This is a genomic window from Gloeobacter violaceus PCC 7421 (genome assembly GCF_000011385.1).
In the GTDB taxonomy this organism is placed as follows: Bacteria; Cyanobacteriota; Cyanobacteriia; order Gloeobacterales; family Gloeobacteraceae; genus Gloeobacter; species Gloeobacter violaceus.
The window spans coordinates 2,371,303-2,395,205 of record NC_005125.1 but is presented as its reverse complement, the minus strand read 5'-3'; the positions used below and the strand labels follow the sequence as shown (position 1 = coordinate 2,395,205).

Annotated in this window: 22 protein-coding genes; 12 read left to right on the top strand and 10 right to left on the bottom strand. The window is 61.1% G+C overall.

What is annotated here, in order from left to right:
- Positions 1-8: 8 nt before the first annotated feature.
- From GLL_RS11570 to GLL_RS11540, 7 genes are all read right to left on the bottom strand, one after another.
- Positions 9-452 (bottom strand): photosystem I reaction center subunit XI, encoded by a 444-nt coding sequence (locus tag GLL_RS11570; RefSeq protein ID WP_011142233.1) that lies wholly within the window; start codon positions 450-452, stop codon positions 9-11.
- Between the two features lie 72 nt (positions 453-524).
- Positions 525-1,475, bottom strand: coding sequence for a TIGR01212 family radical SAM protein (locus tag GLL_RS11565; protein WP_164928968.1), 951 nt, complete (start codon positions 1,473-1,475; stop codon positions 525-527).
- Positions 1,476-1,710: 235 nt separating this feature from the next.
- Positions 1,711-2,358 carry a HEAT repeat domain-containing protein gene (locus GLL_RS11560; protein WP_011142231.1) on the bottom strand — a complete coding sequence of 216 codons (648 nt, stop codon included), beginning with the start codon at positions 2,356-2,358 and terminating at the stop codon, positions 1,711-1,713.
- A gap of 68 nt (positions 2,359-2,426) precedes the next feature.
- Positions 2,427-2,918, bottom strand: coding sequence for a YceD family protein (locus GLL_RS11555; protein WP_011142230.1), 492 nt, complete (start codon positions 2,916-2,918; stop codon positions 2,427-2,429).
- Entirely contained in the window at positions 2,902-3,423 is a 522-nt protein-coding gene (locus GLL_RS11550; protein WP_011142229.1) for a protein jag, read from the bottom strand. The genes GLL_RS11555 and GLL_RS11550 overlap by 17 nt, the downstream gene beginning before the upstream one ends.
- Complete coding sequence (gene yidC / locus GLL_RS11545; protein WP_011142228.1) at positions 3,420-4,529, bottom strand: membrane protein insertase YidC; 1,110 nt, start codon at positions 4,527-4,529, stop codon at positions 3,420-3,422. Before yidC ends, GLL_RS11550 begins: the two co-directional genes overlap by 4 nt.
- Positions 4,530-4,614: 85 nt before the next feature.
- Entirely contained in the window at positions 4,615-5,193 is a 579-nt protein-coding gene (locus GLL_RS11540; RefSeq protein ID WP_164928967.1) for a GNAT family N-acetyltransferase, read from the bottom strand.
- A 284-nt stretch (positions 5,194-5,477) separates the two neighbouring features.
- Here GLL_RS11540 and GLL_RS11535 point away from each other — a divergent pair, with 284 nt between their 5' ends.
- Both GLL_RS11535 and def read left to right on the top strand, forming a co-directional pair.
- A complete protein-coding gene (locus GLL_RS11535) occupies positions 5,478-6,509 on the top strand; it encodes a rod shape-determining protein (protein ID WP_011142226.1) in 1,032 nt (343 codons plus the stop codon).
- A gap of 70 nt (positions 6,510-6,579) precedes the next feature.
- Positions 6,580-7,143, top strand: a complete 564-nt coding sequence (gene def / locus GLL_RS11530) for a peptide deformylase (protein WP_011142225.1) — start codon at positions 6,580-6,582, stop codon at positions 7,141-7,143.
- Positions 7,144-7,221: 78 nt separating this feature from the next.
- Here def and GLL_RS11525 read toward each other — a convergent pair whose 3' ends face one another.
- Positions 7,222-7,437, bottom strand: coding sequence for a hypothetical protein (locus tag GLL_RS11525; protein WP_164928966.1), 216 nt, complete (start codon positions 7,435-7,437; stop codon positions 7,222-7,224).
- A 518-nt stretch (positions 7,438-7,955) separates the two neighbouring features.
- On the opposite strand from GLL_RS11525, the gene GLL_RS11520 reads away from it, so the two are divergent.
- From GLL_RS11520 to GLL_RS23465, 9 genes are all read left to right on the top strand, one after another.
- Positions 7,956-10,919 (top strand): CHAT domain-containing tetratricopeptide repeat protein, encoded by a 2,964-nt coding sequence (locus tag GLL_RS11520; protein WP_164928965.1) that lies wholly within the window; start codon positions 7,956-7,958, stop codon positions 10,917-10,919.
- 98 nt (positions 10,920-11,017) lie between these two features.
- Complete coding sequence (locus tag GLL_RS11515) at positions 11,018-12,874, top strand: RNA polymerase sigma factor (protein WP_164928964.1); 1,857 nt, start codon at positions 11,018-11,020, stop codon at positions 12,872-12,874.
- Positions 12,875-13,638: 764 nt separating this feature from the next.
- Positions 13,639-13,827 (top strand): hypothetical protein, encoded by a 189-nt coding sequence (locus tag GLL_RS11510; protein WP_011142221.1) that lies wholly within the window; start codon positions 13,639-13,641, stop codon positions 13,825-13,827.
- Between the two features lie 1,190 nt (positions 13,828-15,017).
- Positions 15,018-16,430, top strand: a complete 1,413-nt coding sequence (locus tag GLL_RS11505; RefSeq protein ID WP_164929674.1) for an aspartate aminotransferase family protein — start codon at positions 15,018-15,020, stop codon at positions 16,428-16,430.
- On the top strand, positions 16,363-17,952 hold the full coding sequence (locus GLL_RS11500; RefSeq protein WP_164928963.1) for a pyridoxal phosphate-dependent decarboxylase family protein: 1,590 nt from the start codon (positions 16,363-16,365) through the stop codon (positions 17,950-17,952). The genes GLL_RS11505 and GLL_RS11500 overlap by 68 nt, the downstream gene beginning before the upstream one ends.
- Before the next feature lie 90 nt (positions 17,953-18,042).
- On the top strand, positions 18,043-18,933 hold the full coding sequence (locus tag GLL_RS11495; RefSeq protein ID WP_011142218.1) for a hypothetical protein: 891 nt from the start codon (positions 18,043-18,045) through the stop codon (positions 18,931-18,933).
- Between the two features lie 189 nt (positions 18,934-19,122).
- The gene (locus GLL_RS11490) at positions 19,123-19,488 is read left to right on the top strand and encodes an iron-containing alcohol dehydrogenase (RefSeq protein ID WP_011142217.1); all 366 of its coding nucleotides are present in this window, start codon (positions 19,123-19,125) and stop codon (positions 19,486-19,488) included.
- Between the two features lie 186 nt (positions 19,489-19,674).
- Positions 19,675-20,823, top strand: a complete 1,149-nt coding sequence (locus GLL_RS11485; protein WP_011142216.1) for a histidine decarboxylase — start codon at positions 19,675-19,677, stop codon at positions 20,821-20,823.
- A 147-nt stretch (positions 20,824-20,970) separates the two neighbouring features.
- Positions 20,971-21,099 (top strand): hypothetical protein, encoded by a 129-nt coding sequence (locus tag GLL_RS23465; RefSeq protein ID WP_269446149.1) that lies wholly within the window; start codon positions 20,971-20,973, stop codon positions 21,097-21,099.
- 8 nt (positions 21,100-21,107) lie between these two features.
- Here GLL_RS23465 and GLL_RS11480 read toward each other — a convergent pair whose 3' ends face one another.
- Together GLL_RS11480 and iscX are read right to left on the bottom strand one after the other, a co-directional pair.
- Positions 21,108-21,677 carry a GNAT family N-acetyltransferase gene (locus GLL_RS11480; RefSeq protein WP_011142214.1) on the bottom strand — a complete coding sequence of 190 codons (570 nt, stop codon included), beginning with the start codon at positions 21,675-21,677 and terminating at the stop codon, positions 21,108-21,110.
- Positions 21,655-21,861: a Fe-S cluster assembly protein IscX gene (gene iscX, locus GLL_RS11475; protein ID WP_011142213.1), complete on the bottom strand. Its 207-nt coding sequence runs from the start codon at positions 21,859-21,861 to the stop codon at positions 21,655-21,657. Before iscX ends, GLL_RS11480 begins: the two co-directional genes overlap by 23 nt.
- A 137-nt stretch (positions 21,862-21,998) precedes the next feature.
- Between iscX and glmS the strand changes: the two genes are divergently transcribed.
- Entirely contained in the window at positions 21,999-23,828 is a 1,830-nt protein-coding gene (gene glmS, locus GLL_RS11470; protein WP_011142212.1) for a glutamine--fructose-6-phosphate transaminase (isomerizing), read from the top strand.
- The last annotated feature ends 75 nt before the right edge of the window (positions 23,829-23,903 follow it).

Genomic DNA, 23,903 nt, shown 5'->3' with positions numbered 1-23,903 from the left:
GCTCCCGGTTAGGGGATGCGGGCGATGGCTGAGACCAGCGGGAAAAACTGCAAAATCGCAAAGGCGAAGATGGCCCCCCCGACACCGCCCACCAGAAAACCGCCGGCAAGCCGGCTCCAGCCCTTGCGGTCGAATTCGGTCGGCACGTCTTCGACCAGCGAGGCGTAACCCGAAAGCCCAATGGTCGAGATGAGCAGCAGGCCGATGGTCGAGACCAGCCCGGCCACCAGACCCAGTTCGGTGTTGCGTAGAGGACCGAGCAGCGCGAAAGGACCGATGAGCCAGTAACCGTGGGCCATGCCAATTTCCAACCCGCGGGTAAACTCGTCCATCCCCACCCGGTTGATGGGCAGATTGTCGATGAACCAGCGGATCGCCGTGGAATTGTTCACCGGGGTAAGCAGCGTCCCCTCCTGCGGATCCGGTGTGTAGACATAGCGTGCCAGGGTCATAGCTTCGGTTCCTTGAGCGTCCCGATGATCCTACGCCTTTGGCCGGGGCTGGCCGCATGGGCGCAATACTCCTTAATAAGTGTCAGGTGTCAGAGAGCGCACCCCGGAACCTTGCCGGGTGCCCCGCCTGCGCATCTCCTGCTGAATGGCGCCCAGCACGGCGAGTTTGTGGCGCGACCATTCCGGGGCGATGAGCAGGTGCGGCAGGGCGTCGCCCGTGAGGCGATGGATTTTGATCTGCCAGGGCAGGCGCTCCAGCGAGTCGCACACCCACTGCACATATTCGGTCCGGCTCATCAGCGGGATCTCGCCGCGCAGGTACTGCCCTGCCATGACCGAGCCTTTGACGATGTGCAGCGAGTGGATCTTGACGCCTTCGACTCCGAGGGAAGCGAGCAAATCCACCGACTGGAGCATCATTGCCGGGGTGTCGCCGGGCAGGCCATGGATCAGGTGGGCGCAGACTTCGATGCCCCGCCCCCGGGTGCGCCGCACCGCATCGACGAATTCGGCGACGGTGTGGGCGCGGTTGATGCGTGCCAGGGTCTGGTCGTGGGCGCTTTGCAGGCCGTACTCGACCCAGAGGTATTTGCGGGAGGCCATTTCGGCCAGCAACTCGAGCACCGGCTCCCCCACGCAGTCGGGGCGGGTGCCGATGGCGATGCCTATGCAGTCGGGGTGCTCCATACCGGCCCGGTAGACCTCGCGCAGCCGGTCTACCGGCGCATGGGTGTTGGTGAACGCCTGGTAGTAGGCGATGAATTTGCGGGCCTTCTCGCCGAACTTGCGCTGCCAGCCTGCCATGCCGAGGCGCAACTGCTCATCTAGAGGAGTGGCGGGAGGGCTCACCTGGGCTGAGGAACCGGAGGCGTCGCAGAAGGTGCAGCCCCCGCGCGCCCGGGTGCCGTCGCGGTTGGGACAGTCAAAACCGGCATCGAGGGTGACTTTGAAGATTTTTTCGCCAAAGCGCTCCTGCAGATGGCGACTGAACAGGTTGTAGGGCAGCAGATCGACACTGGCCATCGCGCGCACCGGCAACGGACAACCAACCATCGTGGCACGCCCGGCCCGGCGATACCGGGGACGGCAACCGCCCATCAAGAAAAAAACTCCCCTGGGGGGAGTGTCAGAGTATAAGGAGAACCAGTACAAATGCTTACGCATTGTGACAGATACTAATGTTTCGCAGAATACCATTTGCCCGCGCTCGGGGATGATTTAAGGAAAGCTTCCAGATCGGATTTTGGACAAGTCCAGGCTATTGCGCAAGCTGTTCGAGGGCGGAACGGGCCGTGGAACTGACTGCATCGTTGGGATCAGCGGCGAGAGTTTGCAATGCAGAGCACGCTTCTTCGCCGCCCAGTTCGCCGAGAGCCTGGGCGATGCGAAAGCGCAGCTGCCAGTCTTCGTCGGCGATGTAGGCCACCAATTCGCCCACCGCCCGCCGGTCGCCCAACTGTCCGAGGGCTCCGGCAGCGACGGTGCGGATGAGCGGGTCGCCCTTGAGGGCCGTCACCAGCAGGTCCACCGCCCGCCGGTCGCCCAGTTCGCCGAGGGCGGCCAGGATGCTGAATCTGACCAGCCACTCGTTGTCCTGGGCAAAGGCGGCGGCCAAATCTTCGTAGGCTTCCTGGGCGTGCAAATCGCCCAGGGCGGCGGCGGCGGCGGCGCGCACGTCAAATTCCGGGTCCGAGGTGAGCAAGGTTCGCAGCAAGCCCAGGACAGAGCGGTCCTCTTTTTGGCCCAGCAGGCTCACAGCGGCGTAGCGCACGCGGGCATTGTCGTCCTGGGCCGCTTTGACCAACAGCGCCACCGAGTGCTCAGCGGGTATGTCCCGCAGCGCACCCACCGCGCTGAGGCGATCGCCCAGGTTCGGGCTTGCCAGTTTCTCTTCTGGAGTTTCCATGCGTTGTGATCCCCACCGGCGCCATTTTTCTGGAATCCACCTTACCAGAAGAGCGGGGGGGAGGCGGATCAGCCCAACTCTTCGCGCAGACGGGCAAGAGCAGCCCAGCGCCGGTCGAGGCTTTGCTCCTCGGGTTGGGCGGTCTTGACCCCCTGGCACTGCTCGGAGCACAGGTTGCGCACGGGCAACTCCAGGCACAGATGCTGGTAGATGAGATCGACCGGGTCGAGCCGACCGTCGCGCGGCAGTAGCTCGTCGAGGTGGGCGGGGGGCACCTCCAGTTCGAGGGGCACCTCCACAGACGCGTCCTCCAGCCAGATCACCTCTTCGAAGTCGGTCACGAGGCGATGGTTAAAATGCTGCAGGCAGCGGTCGCAGGCGAGGGTGACGATCGTCTGGGCGCGGCCGGTGACTTCCAGAAAATCGCCGTGGTGGACGACGGCCAGTTCGCCCTGCACGGGCGTGAGGCTCGGCAGAGCCGCGATCGGCTCGTCGATGACGATGGTCAGATTGCGCGTCGGGCTCGCTGCGAGGGCGCGCAGTTCAATCGAGCGCAGCATCTGGGCTCTCCTCGGCGGCGTCCGCGGTGCGCGGGCGCACCACCAGGCGGCGTTCGGGTTCTTTGCCGCGGCTAAACGTGGATAGATCCGGCTCGTCCTGCAAAAGCATGTGGATCTGGCGGCGCTCGGCGGCACTCAGCGCTCCGAAGACGAACTCCTCACCGCTGGAGCGCACCTGGGCGGCAGCGTCCCGGGCCATCTCGGCCAATTGCTGCTGCCGCTTGAGGCGATGGCCGGCCAGTTCGACGGTATAGGGCTGGTTGCTGTCGGTCTGCAGATGCATCGTCGTGTTGAGTAAAAACTGCAGCGCATCGAGCACTTCGCCTTCGCGGTTGAGCAGCAGTTCTTTTTGGGCGGGACTGAGCGCTTCTTCGGGAATCTCCAGCCAGCGCTGGCCGTCGGGGTCGTCCGGGGCTTCGGCCACCTGGACGCCGTCGGGAAATCCCATCAGCTGCAGCGCAGACTGCAGCCAGGTGCGGGCGTCGTCGGTCTGGGTGTCTATCATGCTTTTTTCTTGTTGCGGCGCTGCTTGTTCTCGAAGGGCAGGGGCTTGTCGGTCTCCTCTTTGCGCTTGGCCTGATCGAGAATGCGCTGGATGTTCTCCGGCAGCGGCTCGCGGTAGAGCAAATAGGTCTGAACGATCTGAAAGAGGTTCGACAGCAAAATGTACAATAGCACGCCGGCGGGCAGGGGGAAGAACACGAACATGCCTGAGAAGATAAACGGCGTGATTTTGTTGATTTGCTTCTGCTGTTCGGTCATGCTCGGGTTGTGTTTGGCTGTCATATTTTGGGAAAAATAGAGCGAGACGCCAAACAGGACGATCATCAGCAGGCTGTCCCAGTAGATGCCGTCTTTGCCCGAGATACCCGAGCGGCCCAGTTTCTCGACGAACAAGAAGCCTTTTTCAGCGGCGATGCCCGGTACGACGACGTGCACGTTCACATCGCCGGGGGCGAGCGCTTCGAGGGTGCCGTTCGCCAGAAATTTGCCCTTCTCGGCGCCGCCGACGATCTCAAAGCGGGGCGACAGGGCGGTGAAAGGTTGGCCGTTGACCTGATCGACTTTAAACTGCACCGCCTTGCCGACCGGCACCCGCGCGAAGTTGGGGCTGAAGGTGATCTTCTGCCGCTCCTGCATGCCGTCGGTGAGGTAGATCGTGTATTCCCAGGACTTGCCCTCGGTCTCGACGCGGGTCAGCTCGCTGGTGGGCTTCACCTGGACCGTGGCCATGTGCACGGTGTCGGCAAAGGGCGATCCGCGCAAGGTGGCAAACAGCGCAAACAAAATCGGCATCTGCACCACCAGCGGCAGACAGCCCGCCAGCGGGTTGCCGTACTCTTTGTAGAGGCCGGCCATCTCCTGCTGCATGCGCTCAGGCTCGTTTTTGTATTTTTCTTGAATCTCTTTGGTGCGCCGCTGCATCTCCGGTTGCACCACCTGCATCTTGCGCATGCTGCGGATCGAGCCGGCCGTCAGCGGCCACAACAGCCCCTTGACGATCAGCGTCAGCAGCACGATACCCACGCCGTAGTTGGGGACAATCCGGTACAGAAAGTCCAGGATAGGCAGCATGACGCTGTTTGTGAGAAAACCGACTCCGAAATCCATTCCGGCTCCCAAGATTGGTGAAGCAGTGTTGCGACACTCCTTCAATTCTACTGTCCTCCCTGCGCCGGTTGACAAAGAGGGAGGCTTACAGCTGAGGATCAGCCGGTGCGGGGTTGGTGAGAGAAGTGAGAATGTGGTCGCGCCACTGGCCGTCGATAAACAGATAATTGCGGGCGTAGCCTTCCACCACAAAACCGAGGCGCCGCAGCAACCGGCCGCTGCGCACGTTGGTGGGCAGGTAGTTGGCCATGATCCGGTGCAGTCCGAGGGTGCCGAAGACGTAGGCGATGGCCTCGGCAAGTCCCTCGCTCATCAATCCTCGGCCCACAGCCTGCTTGTCGAGGCTGTAACCCAGATAGCAAGCCTGGAAGGCCTTTCTGACAATCTGGGAAAAATTGCAAAAACCGACCAGCGGTTCGTCCGGGGCGGCGCGAGCGAGCAACACGAGGCGCAACTGGGTGCCGGCCAGATAGTTTGCTTGTTCGTCTGCGAGTTTTGTGCGCCAGTGCTCCTCGGTGTAGAACTGCGGGGGATAGGGTGGATCCCAGGTAGCAAGATGCTCCCTATTGTGCCGATAGAAGGCGGCGAATCGGGGTGCAAAATCTGGGCCCGGCACCGACAGCAACAAACGCGGTGTCTCCAGTACACAAGCAAGGGGATCCATAGCGACGCGACTCGCAAGCACTTTGCTCGATACTCTATCCGCCTACGCAAGCACCCCCCAAACGGTCCGGCGGCGCGGCCGATGGCGGGTGAATTCTCCCCCAAAGCTGGGATAGCAATGTGCCGTTTAATCTGCATGTTCGCTGGCACATCGCTCGCCGGCGGGCCGCTGAGAAGACAGCACAAGATTTGCGACGAAAGGGCTCTATGGCAGCCGTCCGAGCGCATAGAATAAGCCCGTACCTCACCTCGGATCGTTGCGCGTGCGAGGGGGCAGACAGGGTTATGTTTAGACTCTTTAACCGTTCGGCCTGTGAAATTGGGATCGATCTCGGTTCGGCAAACACGCTCATCTACCGCAACGGTCAGGGAATTGTGCTTGCGGAGCCTTCGGTAGTCGCCCTCGAATGCCGGGGAGACCGGCTCATCGCCGCAGGCGAGGAGGCATCGCAACTGATTGGTCGCTCTCCGACCAACATGGTGCTCTCGCGGCCTCTGCGCGAGGGGGTGATCGCCGATTTTGAATCGGCGGCGGTGATGCTCAAGCACTTTGTACGCAAGGCAATGGGCACCTCCTCCTCGGTGTCGCGCATGGTGGTGGGCATTCCCAGCGGGGTGACCGAGGTCGAGCGGCGGGCGGTAATCGAAACGGCCACCCACGCCGGGGCGCGGTCGGTGCACCTCATCGACGAGCCGCTCGCTGCCGCCATCGGCGCCGGGCTGCCGGTCACCGCCCCGGTAGGCGGGATGATCGTCGATATCGGCGGCGGTACCACCGAGGTGGCGGTTCTGTGCCACCAGGGCTGCGTCGCCTCCCAGTCGGTGCGGGTGGCGGGCGATGCGATGAACGAGTGCATCACCCAGTACCTGCGCAAGCATTACGACCTGATCGTCGGCGAGCACACCGCCGAACAGCTCAAAATCGATCTCGGATCCGCCGCCGGGTCCGGCGGAGATCGCAGTATCGAGGTGTGTGGCCAGGATCTGCTCAGCAGCCTGCCGCGCATCCATGTCGTGCACGAGAGCGAGGTGCGCGAGTGTATCCGCGAACCGATCCGCACGATTGTCGATGCGGTGCGGCGCACCCTCGAACTCACCCCGCCCCAACTGGTGGCCGATATCTACCGGCGCGGCATTGTGCTGTGCGGGGGCGGAGCGCTGCTGCGCGGCCTCGACGAACTGCTCGCCGCCGAGACGGGCATCTGCGTGCACATCGCCGAATCGCCCCTGGCCTGCGTCGCCCTCGGCACCGGCCAGGTGCTGGAAAATCCCCAGAAGTGGAGCCGGGTACTGAGCGCTCAGGCACTGGCGGTCTGAAGGCCGATCCCAGCCGCCGTCGGGAGATCAAGGGTGCCATAATGGACCTATCGAGCTTTTCGGCGTATCTATGGCGAACCAACTGCAGGTGCCCAAGCAAAAGCTGGCCAAGCCGCCCCTGGCGATTCACACCCTCGGGGACCGGGTCTTGCGCCAGGGCAGCAAACAAATCTCGGGCATCAACGACGAAGTGCGCAAGCTCGCCCAGCAGATGCTCCAGACGATGTACAGCGCCGACGGTATCGGCCTTGCCGCCCCCCAGGTAGGCGTCAACAAGCGGATGATCGTCGTCGACATCGACCCGGAGAACGCCGCCCGGCCGCCGCTGGTGCTCATCAACCCGCTGATCAAGCAATTCAGCAGCGATCTGGCCGTCGATCAAGAAGGCTGCCTGAGCGTGCCCAGCATTTACGCCGATGTGCGCCGTCCCGAGCGCGTCGTGGCTACCTACCGCGACTTGAACGGTCGGCCGGTCACCCTCGAAGCGACCGGCCTGCTCGCCCGCTGCATCCAGCATGAGATCGATCACCTTGATGGTGTGCTGTTCGTCGATCGCGTCGAGAACCAGATTGCCCTCGCTCCCCAACTGGTCGAAAAAGGATTTGCCGTCCGGGACGTACAGGTGCGCGCCTGAGCAAATTTGGGCCATTGCAGATATAAAAAACCAGGCTTCGAGCCTGGTTTTTTATGGGATGGGATATGGGCTGAGGTGCTACTGCAACTCGGCGGTCTCTGTCCACAGCCAGCAGCCCAGGACCGAGGTGCACGCCAGGAGCACCAGCGGCAGGATGCCGGTGGCAAAGACAGGCATCTGGCCGGTGGTCGCCGCGTGCACCATCGTGGCGCAGGCGATAAGGGGAACGGCGGTGCCCACGGCAGCACCGAGAATTTGAAGGGCGTGGAGGCGGTTGAGGCGTTGGCTGGTCACGGGCGTACTCCGGTCGTCTGGATTGCTGGGGGATTGTGCTCCTATTGTTCTTTTGAAACGGGGGGTACCACAGGGTTGTCCCCGGTACAGGCGGGTGCGCTTGGGCGCACAGGGTAGAGCCCACCTGCGCACCCGATAGCCCCCTGCGCTTGGGCGCACCCGCCTGTGCGCCCCTGGGCAATCGGCTGTACGGCAAAGGCGCTCGCAAGCCCCGGTAGCGTTGCCTACGATGAACACAGTTTTGTGATGGTAGCTGGCGGACCGGGGCAACCCGGTCCTTTTTTTGTCGATACCCCAGCTGCACTCTCGGAAGAGCAGTAATACTTATTTTGCGCGGAACTCATCTGAAGTTGCGTGTTTTCATCGATACCGTGATTTTCGGTGGCGACAGATTACGCTGTATTTCCCCGGTGATAACGGCAACACTTGCATAGACGGGGGACTGGGATGCCATGATGAGACCGCACATTGTTTGCGAAATAGAGCTACACTTGTCCAATTTGTTTGCCTGTCGGTGGGTGCATGTCTTCAATCTGGCGTTGGCGCTGGGATTGTGCCTATCTACTGCCTGGCCCCTGATCGCTCCCGCGTCCGCGGCGGCACCGATAGCCGGAGATCTGGCGGAGGCCGAGCGGTTGCACCAACGGAGCTTGCAGTTGTGGCAGCAGGGAGACTACGCGCAAGCGCTTGAACCGGCTGAGCAGGCCATGGCGGTTCGCGAGCGCCTGCTGGGACCGGAAAATCCCGATGTGGCCGCGAGCCTCAACCACCTCGGAAACCTGCTTGCGGATCGGGGGGATTACGGGCGATCGGAGCTTCTGTATGAGCGGGCCCTGGCCATTCGCCAAAAAGTCTTCGGCTCGAAGCACCCCAGTGTGGCCGCAAGCCTCAACAACCTGGCTGCCTTGCAGGCAAAGCAGGGCCGCTACCGGGAGGCAGAGCCGCTGTACGAGCGGGCCCTGGCCATCCGCGAACAGGTCTTCGGTCCTGAGCACCCCGAGGTGGCAAAAACCCTCATCAACCTGGCTGCCCTCTTTAGAAAGCAGGGCCGCTACCGGGAGGCGGAGCCGCTGTACGAGAGGATCCTGGCCATTCACCAAAAAGTCCTCGGTCCTGAGCACCCCGAGGTGGCCAAAACCCTCAACAACCTGGCTTTACTGTACGTCGATCAGGGCCGCTACCGGGAGGCGGAGCCGCTGTACGAGCGGGCCCTGGCCATTCACCAAAAAGTCCTCGGTCCTGATCACCCCCAGGTGGCCAAAACCCTCAACAACCTGGCTATTTTGCAGACAAAGCAGGGCCGCTACCGGGAGGCGGAGCCGCTGTACGAGAGGGCCCTGGCCATTCACCAAAAAGTCCTCGGTCCTGATCACCCTGATGTGGCAGTGAAGCTCAACAACCTGGCTTTTCTGTACGTCGATCAGGGCCGCTACCGGGAGGCGGAGCCGCTGTACGAGCGGGCCCTGGCCATTCACCAAAAAGTCCTCGGTCCTGATCACCCCCAGGTGGCAGCGAACCTCAACAACCTGGCTTTACTGCACGTCGCTCAGGGCAAATATCTGGAGGCGGAACCGCTTCTCAAGCACGCTCTGGTCATCCACCACAAAACCCTCGGTCCGGAGCACCCCGATGAGGCTCAAGTGCTCCACAGTTTGGCTGTGCTGTACACCAGCTTGGGCCGCTACCGGGAGGCGGAGCCGCTGCTTGAGCAAGCCCTTGCAATCCACCAAAAGGCTTTCAGGCTGCAGCACCCCATAATCGTCAGTATTCTCCAGACATTCGCCAGCCTGCGGCTGAAGCAAGCGCGGCCAGCGGAGGCCCTTGGTCTGCTGCAGGAGCGCCTGGACGTTCAGGAGCGCCTACTGGGTCTCAACCTGGCCGTAGGCGACGAGGCGCGCAAGCGCGATTACTTAGACACCCTTGTCGAAGGCGTTGACTTGAGTGTCTCAGCCCACCTGCGCTACGCTCCCACAGAGCCTGCAGCCGCCCGGCTGGCCCTGGGAGCCGTGCTGCAGAGGAAGAGCCGTGTGCTCGACGAGTTGACCGGCGGTCTGGCTCAGCTGCGCGCTCGGCTCGCTCCCGGGCAGCAGGGCCTGCTCGACCAGCTTGCCCAAACTCGCTCCACACTGGCTACCCTTGTCTTCCGCGGGCTGCAGCAGGACACACCGGAACAGTACAAGGCGCGACTGGACGCCTTGGAGCGGCAAACTCGGCAGCTGGAGACCGACCTGGCCGCCAGTGGCGCCGAGTTGGGCACTCTGTCCCGGCCGGTTACCGTCGATGCGGTGCAGCAGCAGTTGCACGCCGGCACCGTGTTGGTCGAACTGGTGCGCTACCGGCCCCTCAATCCCGCAGCCACCCGCAAAGCCGACCGGTTTGCCCCCGAGCACTACGCCGCCTTCCTGCTATCCTCCGACGGCCCGGTCTGGGCCGTCGAACTGGCGGAAGCCGCTGTGATCGACCGGATGGTGCTGGATTTGCGTGCTCTGCTGGCCAACGCAGATACCCCCGTCGTCGCCGTGCGTGCCCTGGCGCGCCAACTGGACAGCTTGCTGATGCAGCCGCTGCGCGCCCGGCTGGGGGATGTGCACACCCTGTGGATTGCCCCCGACGCCCAGCTGAACTTGCTGCCGTTCGGTGCGCTGGTGGATGAGCAAGGCCGCTACCTGCTGGAGCGTTTTGAATTGGTTTACTTGAGTTCCGGCCGCGATCTGATCCGGCTTTCCGACCTACCGGTCCCGCCGCGTCAGGGACCGCTGCTCGTTGCCGCCCCCGACTTTGACAACGCCGGGCCCCCGGCTGTGAACGCCGCCCACCGTTCTGCCCCCAGCCTCCGCTCGGCAGACCTGGCCGAGTTGCGTGTGGAAGGGCTGCCGGGTAGTGCAAAAGAAGCCGCTGCCCTACTGGCGCTGTTGCCCGGCGCCCGCTCGCTCACCGGTGCTGCGGCTACCGAGAACGCCCTCAAGGAGGCCCACGGTCCGCTGCTGCTGCATGTGGCCACCCACGGCTTTTTTCTCGAACCCATCAGTAGGGTGGGCGAGAACCCGTTATTGCGCTCGGGGCTGGCCCTGGCCGGGTTCAACAAACGCGCCAGCGGCGGCGAAGACGGGGTGCTCACGGCGCTGGAGGCGATGGGCCTCGACTTGGAGGGCACCGAACTGGTAGTGCTGTCCGCCTGCGACACGGGGCTGGGAGAGGTGGCCGGCGGCGAGGGGATCTACGGTCTGAGGCGCGCACTGTCCATCGCCGGGGCCAGAAGCCAAATGTTCAGTCTGTGGCAAGTCGGCGACACGGCCACCGCGCAACTGATGGTCGCGTATTACCGGCAGCTATTGGCGGGCTGGGGCCGCAGCGAAGCGCTGCGGCGGGTGCAGTTGGATCTGTTGCAAGGGGGCGAACGTGCCCATCCCTACTGGTGGGCGGCGTTTGTCGCGACCGGCGACCGGCGGCCTCTTGCACTGAACGGAGACTACCCCCGTTAAATCTTTGGATGGGCACCGGCTGGCGCCCTAAAAATGCTGGCGCTTTGGGATATGTTCCCTATGAACCGATAGCTGCCATAGAAATTACGGGTTTTGCAATGCCGAACGAAAGTCCCGCTGCGTCCCCGGTGGCGCGGTTGCGCTGGCGGTCCAGAGCGGAGGTGTTGGAAGAACTGACGCTGCAGCTGCAGCCGGTATTGCAGCAATGGCACCAGCTACGCCGCGACATGCTGCTCGATGAGCAGCAGCGGGCCGAGCAGCTGCACCAACTGGAGCGGCAGATGCGCCAGGCAGGTCTCCCCCGTTTCCACCGGCTGCTGCGCGAAGTCTGCCGCGCTTACTGCAGTGGTCGCCGGACCCAGGGTGCCGAGCCCGGTTTCGAGGCAGAAGTCTTCGCAGAAGAAGTGTTGCTGCTGGTGCACGAGCGCCTGCCCCAATTCGATCCGCGCCTGGCGAGCTTTTCCACCTGGTTGGCCAAGCACGTGTTCCTGAAGATTTACCGGGATCTGCAGCGCAGTTACAACCCCACCTGGGCACAATCCAGGCCGAGCACTGCGATGGGGCTGCGGCAGCACCGGCAGGCTTTTGCGATCGCCCGCGCCCAATCGCTCGACGCTCCGGCCCGAGCAGGAGCCGACAACGACGACCCATTTACTCTGCAGGAGATATTGAGTTCGGTGGACAACGCCGCAGAAAAAGCACTGTTGGAGGAGTACTGTCGGGAGCGCTTCCTGCAGGCGGTGCTCGGGTTGAGCGAGGCGGACCAGCTGCTGCTGGAGCGCGTCCATCTGCGGGGGGAAGCCAAACAGGATGTAGCCCGCTCCCTGGGACGCACGCCGGGGCGCATTTCCCAGAAGCTCGGTGAGATTTATCGGCGGTTGGCCGGGGTGTTGGGGGCTCAGTTTCTCGAGGAGTGCGACGGCACCGGCTTTTGTGCCGCTTTGCACGAACGGGTTGCCGACAGGCCCAAAGCCGGCTGCGAGGCGCAGCTGGAGCGGCTGTCCCAGAATGTGCCCCGGCTGCTCTCCAGCAGCGGGTGGACAGGGGCAAGCGCGGGACCGCCGGTGGAACCGGACGCCGAAGAGGAACGATTGTGGACCCATCTAATGGCACTGCCGTCCCCTCCCCCGCCGTTGTCGCTGATGCTGATGCTGTCCACGGCGGCGGTGGCGGTGGCGGCGATGGTCACCCTGGCAATTGTGCGGCCGCCAGGAGCACCAGTACCGCCACCCTCCAAACTACTGGTCGCCCGGCCGCCCGAACGTTCGTCCGCTTCCCATCGGTCTCCCGGGTCGACTCCAGCTTCCGGCGTGCCGCAGCCGACAGTTAGAACAGTCGAGGCACCGTCGCGCAAAGCGGCTGGTCCCGCTCGGCCGTCGCGCGGCTTGGGTGGGACCGACCGGCCACAGAAAGCTCCGCCCGTATCTCAGCCAGCTTCGACGCCTGCACTGCCGCAAACGGTGCCCGTCCCCACCCCGACCCCTAACATACTGGCCGGCAAGCCGCCCGCCGACACCGGCATTCCCGCCGGTTCGGCAGGAGCCGCCCATCCGCAAACGCTGCCTGCCCCGCAAGAACAGATCCTCCGAAGCAGCCGCAGCGGTGCAGCAGCCGTTGTGGCTGCCTACGGCCGCGACCTCTGTCAGGCTTTGCAGGTGGCCGGCCACTGGCCGCCCGGCGCTGCGCAGCCGGCGGTGCTGGAAATTACGCTTATTGCCGGAGTGAAGGGCACGCGCTTGGTGCAACCTCCTCGCACGGTTGTCTCGGGTGGTCCGGCACTCGACGGTGCCTTGCTCGCGGCGCTCACGGCACTGGAGGGCGTGGGGTGGCCCGCCTGGCCGGGGGCGAGCGAGCGGCAGTTGCGCATTTTGGTGATTTACGACAGCGACAGGGGGCAGTTGAGTTGCCAGGCCGAAGCTGTCCCACGAGACGATGGGCGGTTCGGCAGCAAATGACGAACCCGCCGACTAAAGTGCCGTTCCTTTCCAGGTAAGTTCAAGAACAGACGGCCCGAGCATTGCCCGCAGCGGCGGCAATTGGACATGAATTCCGGAACGATACATGCAAAAACTAATCCATGCAAAAACTAATCATGGTTAGGCTGCACTGTCGGCAGCTGATTTTGCATTGCTTGGAGTGGCCATCCAGGATGCATGTGAGGTTGCTGTATGCTTGCGAGCAAAAAACACTATCAGTTGCGAGTCAGCGAAAGGCAAAGCTATTAAACGCTGCGAGGTCATATTGTAGAGGAGACTTCCAGACAGAAACATGATAGGGATTCGTCTGGCACTTGCGCACAGCAAAATTGACCGGCTGGGGTGTAGTGTATTCGAGCGCAAGCTGTTCAAAGATTGCGCCAATGCTTTCAAGAGTTATTGCCTTACGCCTGCGTTTGTGATTGGTGCAGGATGACCACAGCTTTTAAATCCATACATCGTGTAAAACATCCAGAATTGTTAGTTGACTTATTGATGGAAAATCCGTAAGCTAAATTTATCTCCTCCTTGAAACAGGCAACGCGAAATCTTTTGATTTTTGCATACGATAAAAACGGTTTCAGCCGCAAACAAATGAGCTATGACTTGGTTGTCGAGTGCGGTCGAATCTGTCTTTAGTTCTGGCGATGTACTGAGAAATTCTTCTATGGTTCAACTTTTCAGGATAAGAGCGCTGTGTTTCCCTCTGTGTTTCCGGTGCGTTACTCTTCCGTTGGAATCGCATGATGGCTGCATTTTTATTGGTGCTCGTCGAGTCCGGCGACGATGGCTGCGCGCTGATTTTATGTACCCCGCGGCCCGGCAAAGACCCCGTCGAACTGCGGCTGGGCGCTTTGTTGCCGATGGCCTTCCGCCGCAAGCACTTGCTAAAAGGCTTCGTTCTCCAGCGGCACGGCGAAGACGGCCATTGAAGCCCTTATACCAGGACTCTTGGTCCGCTGTTGTCAATTCTTTGGTATCTGATTATCAACCATACTAGGCAACAGCGCCAATGCACTTTTGCAAGACATATAGATTCTGTCATTTTGCAAAAGAATTCATGGATTGAGTGAACTGAGTCACCTCATATTTAAAGTGTTTCTTAATACATATAACTTGATTTTTTCGTGATAAAGTTTGAGAGTCATGATGCAGGAATGGGAAGGTGATTAGTTAGGTAAAGAGCACAAGCTCGATTGCTGCAAGGCTTCGACCTTGCGCGTGTGTGTGTTGGGTAATGTACGAGGCTAGCTGGATCCTCAATTTCAAAAAATGCCTGGCTTTGTCAAGTCTTTCTATGCACGCTCAGCTTAAGAGTGGCTGCATGGAACGCTGTTTATTCTACGAGGAAATTGTGGCGTCAACCGCATGCGTTGTTGAATTCGACAGTATCCTGGCTCACTAGTCAATCAGTCAATCAACAGATTCTGGTAGGGCTAGCATTGCTGGTATATGGATGTAGTCCTCGCCAGCAGGTTTATGATTTTTCGGTGGTTTTAGTGTTGTAATGGGCAGAGTTGTGTACCCAATAGCAACATGTCTGTTGCGGGTTTAGCTGACGTTCAACACGTTTGAATGAAACGAGTCAAACTGTACAGCAAGCAAGCTAGTTATTAGGCGGTAAGAAATGGCGACCATGAAGGCAGTTTTTTGCCACGATACAACCGAACTCTCTCGCGAGAGGCAGCAGATTGTCCAGGAGATTGTCGAAACCATACAGCAGGTAAACGAACAGTACTGTCTTGGTATCGAGGTGCTGGCTGTCGAGCGCAGCGTCGGGGCACCCGACGGCGGACAAGCCGGAGTGAAGCGCGGTTTTGCGACGCTACAGACCCACCGGCTGTCGCTTCTGGAGCAGGCGGATTTACTGGTAGTCGTCTGGACCGGTCCGGCCACAGTCCCGGTCTACGAGGTCGCCTTCAACAGCCAGATGGGTAAGCAGGCGCCGGTTTTCTTTGCCGTTTGGGAGCAAACCCCGCTGGATACCATGCTCCTGAACAGTCCAGGTGGCCCGGTTTCGGCCCACTGCCTCTTCGGCCAGCCCGTAGACATCGCCCAGACCTTCCGCGCGTTTGTTGAAGACGTGCGCAGAGCCGCAGGCGATCGGCCGGTGGCCGGGCCAATGCGCGAGCTTTTGCAAGGTCCTGGAGTCGAAAACCCACCAGCGTCATCAGGTCCTTACTTACAGCGGCAGGCCCAGCGCGAATCCAACGCCCGCAGTTATCCCCGACGTATCCCATTCGCTTTCAAGAAGGCCGAGGGGGTCTACCTGACAAGTGTCGAGGGCAAGCAATACATCGACTGCCTGGCCGGAGCCGGGGCGCTTCCGTTAGGACACAACCACCCGGTTGCTATTCAAGCCATCCAAACCGTGATCCGGGGTAAGTTCCCCCTGCTCACGCTCGACTTGCCCACTCCCCTCAAAGACCGATTCGTCGATGAACTCTTCGCCTGCCTGCCTGCCGAGTTTGCTCGCAACGCCCGGATCCAGTTTTGTAGCCCCGCCGGCACCGATGCCGTCGAGGCTGCCCTGAAGCTTGTGAAAACGGCCACTGCACGACGCGGCATCCTCTCGTTCCAGGGGGCCTACCACGGCATGTCCCACGGCTCGCTCAGCCTGACGGGCAACCTGGCAGCCAAGGTCGTGCCGAACCTGATGCCTGAGGTGCAGTTCCTACCCTATCCCTACGAGTTGCGCTGTCCCTTCGGCCTGGGCGGTGAAGTCGGCTACCGCACGGGCCTGCACTACATCGAGAACTTGCTCAAAGACCCCGAGGGCGGCGTCCCTTCCCCGGCAGGGATCATCCTGGAGGTGGTGCAGGGCGAAGGGGGGGTGATTCCTGCCCCGGACGAGTGGCTGCGAGGGTTGCGCCGGATCACCCAGGAGCAGCAAATCCCCTTGATCGTAGACGAGATCCAGACGGGCTTTGGCCGGACGGGTAAACTCTTTGCCTTCGAGCACAGCGGCATTGTTCCAGATGTGCTCCTGCTCTCGAAGGCGATCGGTGGTGGTCTACCCCTGGCGGTAGTGGTCTACCGCGAATCCCTCGACCGCTGGCAACCTGGAGCCCACGCGGGCACGTTCCGGGGGAACCAGTTGGCTATGGCGACGGGCCTTGCTACCCTGCGTCACATTCTGGAGCACCGACTGTGGGAGCATGCCCAGGTGATGGGCGAGCGACTCCTCACCCACCTGCACCAGATCCGCAGCAGTTGGATTGGCGAAGTGCGGGGGCGGGGGCTGATGCTTGGGGTCGAAATCGTCGACCCAACGGGTGAGCCCGACTACCGGGGCATTGCCCCCCATGCAGGAGCGATGGCGCGAAGGATCCAGGCCGAGTGCCTGGAGCGCGGAGTCATCGTCGAAGTGGGCGGGCGCGACGGCAGCGTCGTGCGCTTCCTGCCGCCGCTCATCGTCACCGACAGCCAGATAGACACAATAGCCGAGGTATTCCACGATGCAGTCCATGCAGCCACCCGAATTACAAGCACCGCTCCAGACTCAAGAATCGCGCTGCCCACAGCCGCCCTTTGAGCATCTGTTTCTATCTGGGGCTGAGGCGGGCACTGCTGCCTACCGGCAGGCAGTCTCGACTGCCACCGATATCCTCGTGCGCTTCGCTCTCCAGCCGCAGCCGTACCGGGGGGCTAGCCCTCAGGAACTGGCAGCAGTTCTGGCAGGCGACCCCTGTCCGGAAGCGGGCCTGCCGACTCGCGAAGTCCTCGAACGGGTCGAGGAACTGGTCGTACAGCACTCGGTCAAGGTGACCCATCCTGACTGCATCGCCCACCTGCACTGTCCGCCGTTGATCCCGGCCCTCGCAGCGGAGATGGTGGTGAGCGCTACCAATCAGTCCCTCGACTCCTGGGACCAGAGCCCGGCAGCGACGATCGTCGAGCAGCAAATCGTACAGTGGCTCTGCCGGTTGTACTTCGCCCAGGCGGGCGACGGTACCTTCACGAGTGGAGGTACTCAGTCCAACTTCATGGGCCTGCTCCTGGCCAGGGACCACTATGCACTCACACACCTGGACTGGAACTGCGAGGAACGGGGCCTGCCGCCGGGGGCGGAGCGTCTGCGCATTCTCTGTTCGCAGGCGGCCCACTTCACCGTGCAGAAGTCCGCAGGACTTTTGGGCCTGGGCCGCGCCTCCGTCGTCCCTGTCGGGCCGGACTCGGACTACCGCCTCCGCGGCGTTGCCGTCGAGCGGGCCATTGCCGACTTGCGGCGCGACGGGCTCTCGCCCATCGCCCTGGTAGCTACCGCTGGGACCACCGACCTCGGCAGCATCGACGCCATGGCAGAACTGGCGATAGTCGCCCGTACCCACGGCCTCTGGCTGCATGCCGACGCCGCGGTCGGCGGGGCACTCGCCTTGAGCGAGCACCACCGCGGTCTCCTCGCGGGTATCGAGGCTGCCGACTCCATCACCGTGGACTTCCATAAACTGTTCTACCAGCCCATCAGTTGTGGGGCATTTCTAGTTCGCAACCGGCGGGCTTTCGAGGTTCTAAGGCTCCACGCCGACTGCCTCAACCCCGAAGGCACCGAGGAAGCGGGCATCCCTGACCTTGTCATCAAGTCTGTCCTGACCACCCGCCGCTTCGACGCTCTCAAACTCTACATCTGCCTCCAGGCGCTTGGTCGGCGCGAGTTCGCCCGCCTTGTCGAGTCGACGATGGAACTGGCCCGGGCGACTGCAACCATCATCGAGCACGACCCGGAACTGGAACTGGCCTGCTACCCGGCTATCAATGCCGTGGTCTTCCGCTACGCTCCAGAGGGGCTATCTGCCTTTGAACTCGATTCGATCAATAAAACCGTCCAGGCGACCCTGCTGCGAAGGGGAAGGGCCGTCGTTGCCCGGACCCGGCTCAAAGACCGGGTCCAGCTGAAGTTCACCTTGCTCAACCCCCTGACCACGGTCGACCATATCCGCGGTCTGCTTCAGGAAATCAAGGCCATCGGCAGGGCAGAGGCTGCCCGGGGCGTAGCAGCGGACCCGGCGAGCACTGTATCTTGTCTAGCGCCAAATAGCCCAATGCTGAATCTCTAATTTCAGAGAGTACCTGGCCTTCAGGTCTTTCTATGCATGTTCAGCTAAAGATTGACCGCCTGAGTTGGATGTTGTTTATACAAGGAAATCATGACGTCAACCACATGCGTTGTTGAATTCGACAGTATCCTGGCTCACTGCTTCCAGGAGATTGAATTTGCCCGGAAGCAGATGAAAAATGTTGCATTCTCTGCGGCCCAGGAACCGAGTAAATTTTACGAATTTATGGTTCGGCTGGCACACTTTAACGATTTGGAAGGGTCGCTAATTGCTCAATTAGCTGCAGCAATTGGACTTTCTAAGCACCTGTTTCGGCAGTCCGGTGTGATACCCGATGTGGCCGATCGTTCTATGGAGGTTGCATCGGGCGTATTCGCAGCGGCAATAGATGAACACAAAGATGCCCGGTACAAAGTTTCGCGCCGTTCGCTTGCCTTGCTTTTGGTGGAACGGATAGCGGAGTTTGGTGAGGTCGAGTTGACGCACCGTCTTGCTGTAGCAAATTCGAGCTTTACTTGGTTCAATGACTTGACCGATGAACTAAGCGAGGCTTACCGTGGGAAAATCAATGATCTGCTTAGCTTGGTGCGAGCTTGGGGATGTCATTTAGCGGGCGAGATTGTCGGAGACCAAGAATTTCAGGAACTGGACAAACTTGTTCGCATTGACGATATGCCGCAAGGACTCTACCAGTACCTTGAACAGTATCCCGTTCTTCCTGAAAAATACGGTCTTTTGGCAGGCACCAGAAGAAGCTTTAATGCCTGGCAGTGGGTTTTGGTTCATTCTGAATGTGAGAAAGCTCGCCTGGAACAATTTCACGCCGATCAGGCCATGCAATCTTTAAATCGTATGCTTGAGTACAACTTAGAGTATTCAGAGCGAGCGATTATCGATGCTGCGGTTCAGGGATTCAGGAACTACTGTGTGATCCGTAGACGGTTTGTTGCAAAGATCGCAGTTGGCTTAGACGCCGCTTGACGCGCCTGCACTTTTGACATTAATCGCTGACTTTATAAGCGAAAGTGCGGCAGCGACTTGGTAACGTCTTGTGGGATACGACCGGCTGCTTCAGTTCGCATTCCTGCCTTTTGACATGGACTCACATCGAACCCTATTACGTTGCCTTGTGGGTAGCATCGCCCGACCTAGCTTACCTAGAGTATTTCGATGCGTAACTTCAGCTTCCGAAACCCGGTGAAGATCCTATTTGGAAGGGGGCAGATCGCCGAGATCGCCCATGAGATTCCACCGGACGCTAAGGTTTTGATGACCTACGGTGGGGGCAGCATCAAGACCAACGGTGTGTACGATCAGGTGAAGGCTGCTCTCGCCAGGCATCGGGTAGTTGAGTTCGGCGGCATTAAGCCCAATCCCCACTACGAAACTTTAATGCACGCCGTTCAAGTCGCGAAGGAGGAGCGCATCGATTTCTTGCTCGCGGTGGGCGGCGGCTCAGTGCTGGACGGTACCAAGTTCATCGGAATCAAGCACGTCGTCCGCAACGTATTGTCAGTTAGGAAACCAAGCTTGTAAAGCAACCGATACACACAATCGTTCCCCTGCTGCGAAGGACTTCTTCATCGGATTGCGATCCATCTTCGGTGGGCGGTTGTTCTATTCTGCCGAATGGCATTCTCGGCGATTCGCAGGAATTCCCGTTGCTCCTGCGCGCGAAGGCGGGAGACATCAGAGATTTCACTTCATCACGGAGGATAAGCTATGAGTACGGCCGGTATTCGCGCGAGTGTTGCAGATGAATTAGTGACCTACGGTCTTTCCCTGGATATCCACAAGCGCAACCACCTCGGGTACCCTTTCTGTCTGAAGTACGACCATGCCGAACAGCTAGCCGAGACAATCCAGGACCAGCGCTACACCCTCATCAACATCGGTGATCCATTCAGTTCGCCCATATACCAGATCAGCAGCCTTGAGTACGAGCGGCAGGTGCTGGGCTTCTTTGCCGAACTCTTCGGGCTCGACCGGCAGCCGCGGCCCTGGTGGGGATACATTGGCAGTTGTGGGACCGAGGGCAACCTATACGGACTGCTGCTGGGCCGCCTCGCCCAGCCCGAAGGGATCTTATACTTCTCCGAGGCCGCCCACTACTCGGTCGGAAAAGCTGCCCGCATGTTCCGCATGCCCTACCGCAAGGTCCGTTCCCAGGCAAGCGGCGAAATGGACTATGCTCACCTGGCCGAGATCGTCGAGTCGGGGCAGCCCGTCATCATCAACTTGACCCTGGGGACGACGTTTACCGGTGCGGTGGACGAGATTGGCCGCACTGTTGAGGCCCTGACTGGTAGGGGCATTGGCCTCGATCAGGTTTATATCCATGTCGACGCTGCCCTCGGCGGGATGATCGCCTGCTACATCAGGCCCGAACTGATTAGTTTCGACTGGCCGATCGGTTCGCTCGCCATCTCCGGGCACAAGTTTATCGGCTGTCCTCACCCCTGCGGTGTGGTGCTCACCTACAAAGAGACGGCCGACCGGTTCAGCTCTGAGATCAGCGCCGAGGTTGAATACATCGGCTCGACGGATCTGACGATCATGGGCTCCCGAAATGGCCATACGCCTCTGTACCTGTGGGCAGAAATCCAGCGCCGAAAAAGCACCTTCCACCTTGAAGCTGAAGCGATAGTCGATAAGGCTCGGTTCCTGCACCAGAAGCTAAGTGACCAAGGGCTCCCGGCGCTGCTCAATCCTCTTTCGAGCACGGTCGTTTTCCCGCGTCCCCCGCAGCCGGTCATCGCGAAATATCAACTTGCCGTCCAGGTGGACCAGGCTCACGCGGTGATCATGCAACAGCACAGCTACGAGCTTCTAGAAGAGTTCGCCGGGGTGCTGGGCACTTGCCTAGGTTGACTCGCCGCAGGCAAGGGAGCCGAGGTTCGCTCAGGCGTCTTTCTCGTACCATCCGGCAACCCGCTCGTAGGTGTGGGCAACCTAGAAGAGCCCGCTCTCTTTTACTCTGATAGGCGGGCTGGTAGATCCGCCGCCGCCGCTTGCTTGATGGCCGGTGGACTGTTCGGCAGCTTCGGGGCGGTGCGGCTGGCCGACTGGTTCGATCCGCTGCCCCTGCGGCGGCTCATCGTCAGGTTGGGTGCCGTTTTGAGCGTCTGGTTCGTCCTGCGCCCGTGAGGCCCCACTCAAGGCCCGAGGCGTTTTTCGAGCAGCAGCTTGCGCGGGCCGAAAAATGGCCATTCCTGCTCGCTGCGCTCCAGCCGATAACCTAGCGAACGGTAAAGTCGCAAAGCGCCCTGGTTATGCTCCATGACGTGCAAATTGACCGTGGCCTGGTTCCAGCGGCGCACCAGATGTTCGACTTCGACCAGCAGGCCGCGGGCAACGCCGCGGCGGCGAAAAGCGGGGCTCACCGCCAGATTGGAGACGTAGGCGAGACGGTCACGCACCCCGAAGCTGGGTATCCACCACGGTTGGGGCAGGCCACGCATGGCCACCTCGACTGTACCCACCGGGTGTTCGTTCACCATGGCCACCAGGCAGCTGTAAAAGGCGGGCGGCGTACGCAGGCGATTGGCCAGTTCTCCCTTGAGGCTCGCCTGGATCCAGGGCTGCAAAAAGCCCACCGGCCCCTCTACCGGATGGAAGCACTCGGCCAGGATGGCCGCCACCCGCCCGGCATCCTCGGCACCGGCCGCCCGGACGGTCAATGGTACCCCGCTCGCCTGCTCGCTACTGATCTCGAAACTCTTCATACCAGGCCATCTGGATTGCTTCGAGTATGCCTTCGTTCGATTGTTTTGGGTCGTCGCTAAAATCCGCGAGTTCGGTGACCCAGCGGTGCAGGTCGGTAAAGCGCACCGCGAGCGGGTCGACCTTGGGATGGGCCGCCAGAAGAGCGAGGGCAATCTCTTCGCTGTCTTGCCAGGTGAGCTTCATGGGCGCGCGGTAGCCACTTCTAGTCATTCTACGCCCAGGTTAAACCCATGGCCCGGTGCCGAAATTCAGAGGAAAAACTGGTAGCTTGCCCGGGGCGTTAACTTAGAATCGATCCGAATCTTCCGGGGGTGGAGTGTATGTGCGGAATCGTGGGCTACATCGGCGGACGGACGGCTTTGCCTTTTCTGGTCGATGGTTTGAAACGGCTTGAGTACCGCGGCTACGACTCGGCGGGAATCGCCACGGTCGGCGAGTCGGGCCTGGAGTTGGTGCGCGCCAAGGGCAAACTGCACAATCTCGAAGAAAAACTCAACGGTGTAGCGCAGTCCACCGGCACCGTCGGCATCGGCCACACCCGCTGGGCCACCCACGGCAAGCCCGAGGAGCACAACGCCCACCCCCACACCGACGCGAGCGGCCGACTGGCAGTCATCCAGAACGGCATCATCGAGAACTACGCCGAACTGCGCCTTGGGCTCAAGGAGCGCGGCTGTCTATTTAAGTCCGAGACCGACACCGAGGTGATCCCGCACCTGATTGCCTGCCGCCTGGCCGGGCACAGCCTTTTGGAGGCGGTGCTCGCGGCGGTGGTCGAATTGAAGGGCGCTTTTGCAATCGCCGTGGTGAGCGCCGATTTTCCGGACGAACTGATCGTCGTCCGCCAGCAGGCGCCTCTGGTGATTGGTTTTGGCGAGGGGGAGAACTATTTCGCCAGCGACGTTCCGGCGATTGTCTCCCACACCACCCGCGTGCTTACCCTCCAAGACGGCGAATGTGCCCGCCTCACCCGCGACGAGGTCCAGATCCACGACTTTTCGGGAGCGCGGCTACGCCGCACCCCGCGCTCGCTCAACTGGAACCCGAGCCTGGTTGAAAAGCGCGGCTTTCGCCACTTCATGCTCAAAGAAATTCACGAGCAACCCGGCGTCATCCGCGACACGCTCGAAGACCGCATCGGTGACGCGACCGGTCCCATCCGCCTGGGCCTGTCGAGCGACCTGTTTGCCGACCTGGAGCGCATCTATATCATCGCCTGCGGCACCAGCTGGCACGCTTCGCTGGTGGGCAAATATCTTATCGAAGAACTGGCGGGCATTCCGACCGAGGTCAACTACGCCTCGGAGTTTCGCTACTGCCCGCCGCCTTTGAACGCTCGCACCCTGGTCATCGGTGTGAGCCAATCGGGCGAGACGGGGGACACCAACGCGGCCTTGACGGCGGCGAAGGCCAGGGGTGTGCGCCTTCTGGGCATCACCAACCGCCCCGAGAGTTCTTTGGGCGCGCTGGTGGGCGAACTCATCGACACCCGCGCCGGTATGGAAATCGGCGTAGCCGCCACTAAGACCTTTACGGCTCAACTGGTCGCTTTCTATTTGCTGGCCCTGCATCTGGCCCACCTGCGGGGCACCCAGTCAGGCGAGCGCATCCGGGAGATCCTCGTCGGCCTACAGCAGTTGCCGGCCCAGATCGAGGGGATTCTCGACACCCAGGAGCGCTATATCACCGAGCTTGCCCGCGAATTCGACGCGACCCGCGACTTTATCTTCATCGGCCGTGGCCTCAATTACCCCATCGCTCTCGAAGGCGCCCTCAAGCTCAAAGAAATCTCCTACATCCACGCCGAAGGCTATCCGGCGGGCGAAATGAAGCACGGCCCGATTGCGCTGCTCGACAGCGAAGTGCCGGTGGTGGCCATCGCGGTGCCGGGCAAAGTCTACGAGAAGACCCTCTCCAACGCCCAGGAAGCCAAAGCCCGCGACGCGCGGCTGATTGGCGTGGCCCCCCTCGACGAACCGGCCGCCGTCGAGACGTTCGATCAGATCTTGCCGGTGCCGGTGGTCGATGAGATTCTTTCGCCGATATTGACGGTCGTGCCTTTGCAATTGCTTGCCTACCACATCGCCGCCCGCCGCGGTCTCGACGTGGACCAGCCGAGAAATTTGGCCAAATCGGTCACAGTGGAATAGGGGCAAAATTTTGCCGACACCCTGCTTGTAGGGGGATAAACCGGTCAATGCCCTCCAGCACCACTTGCGGTCGGA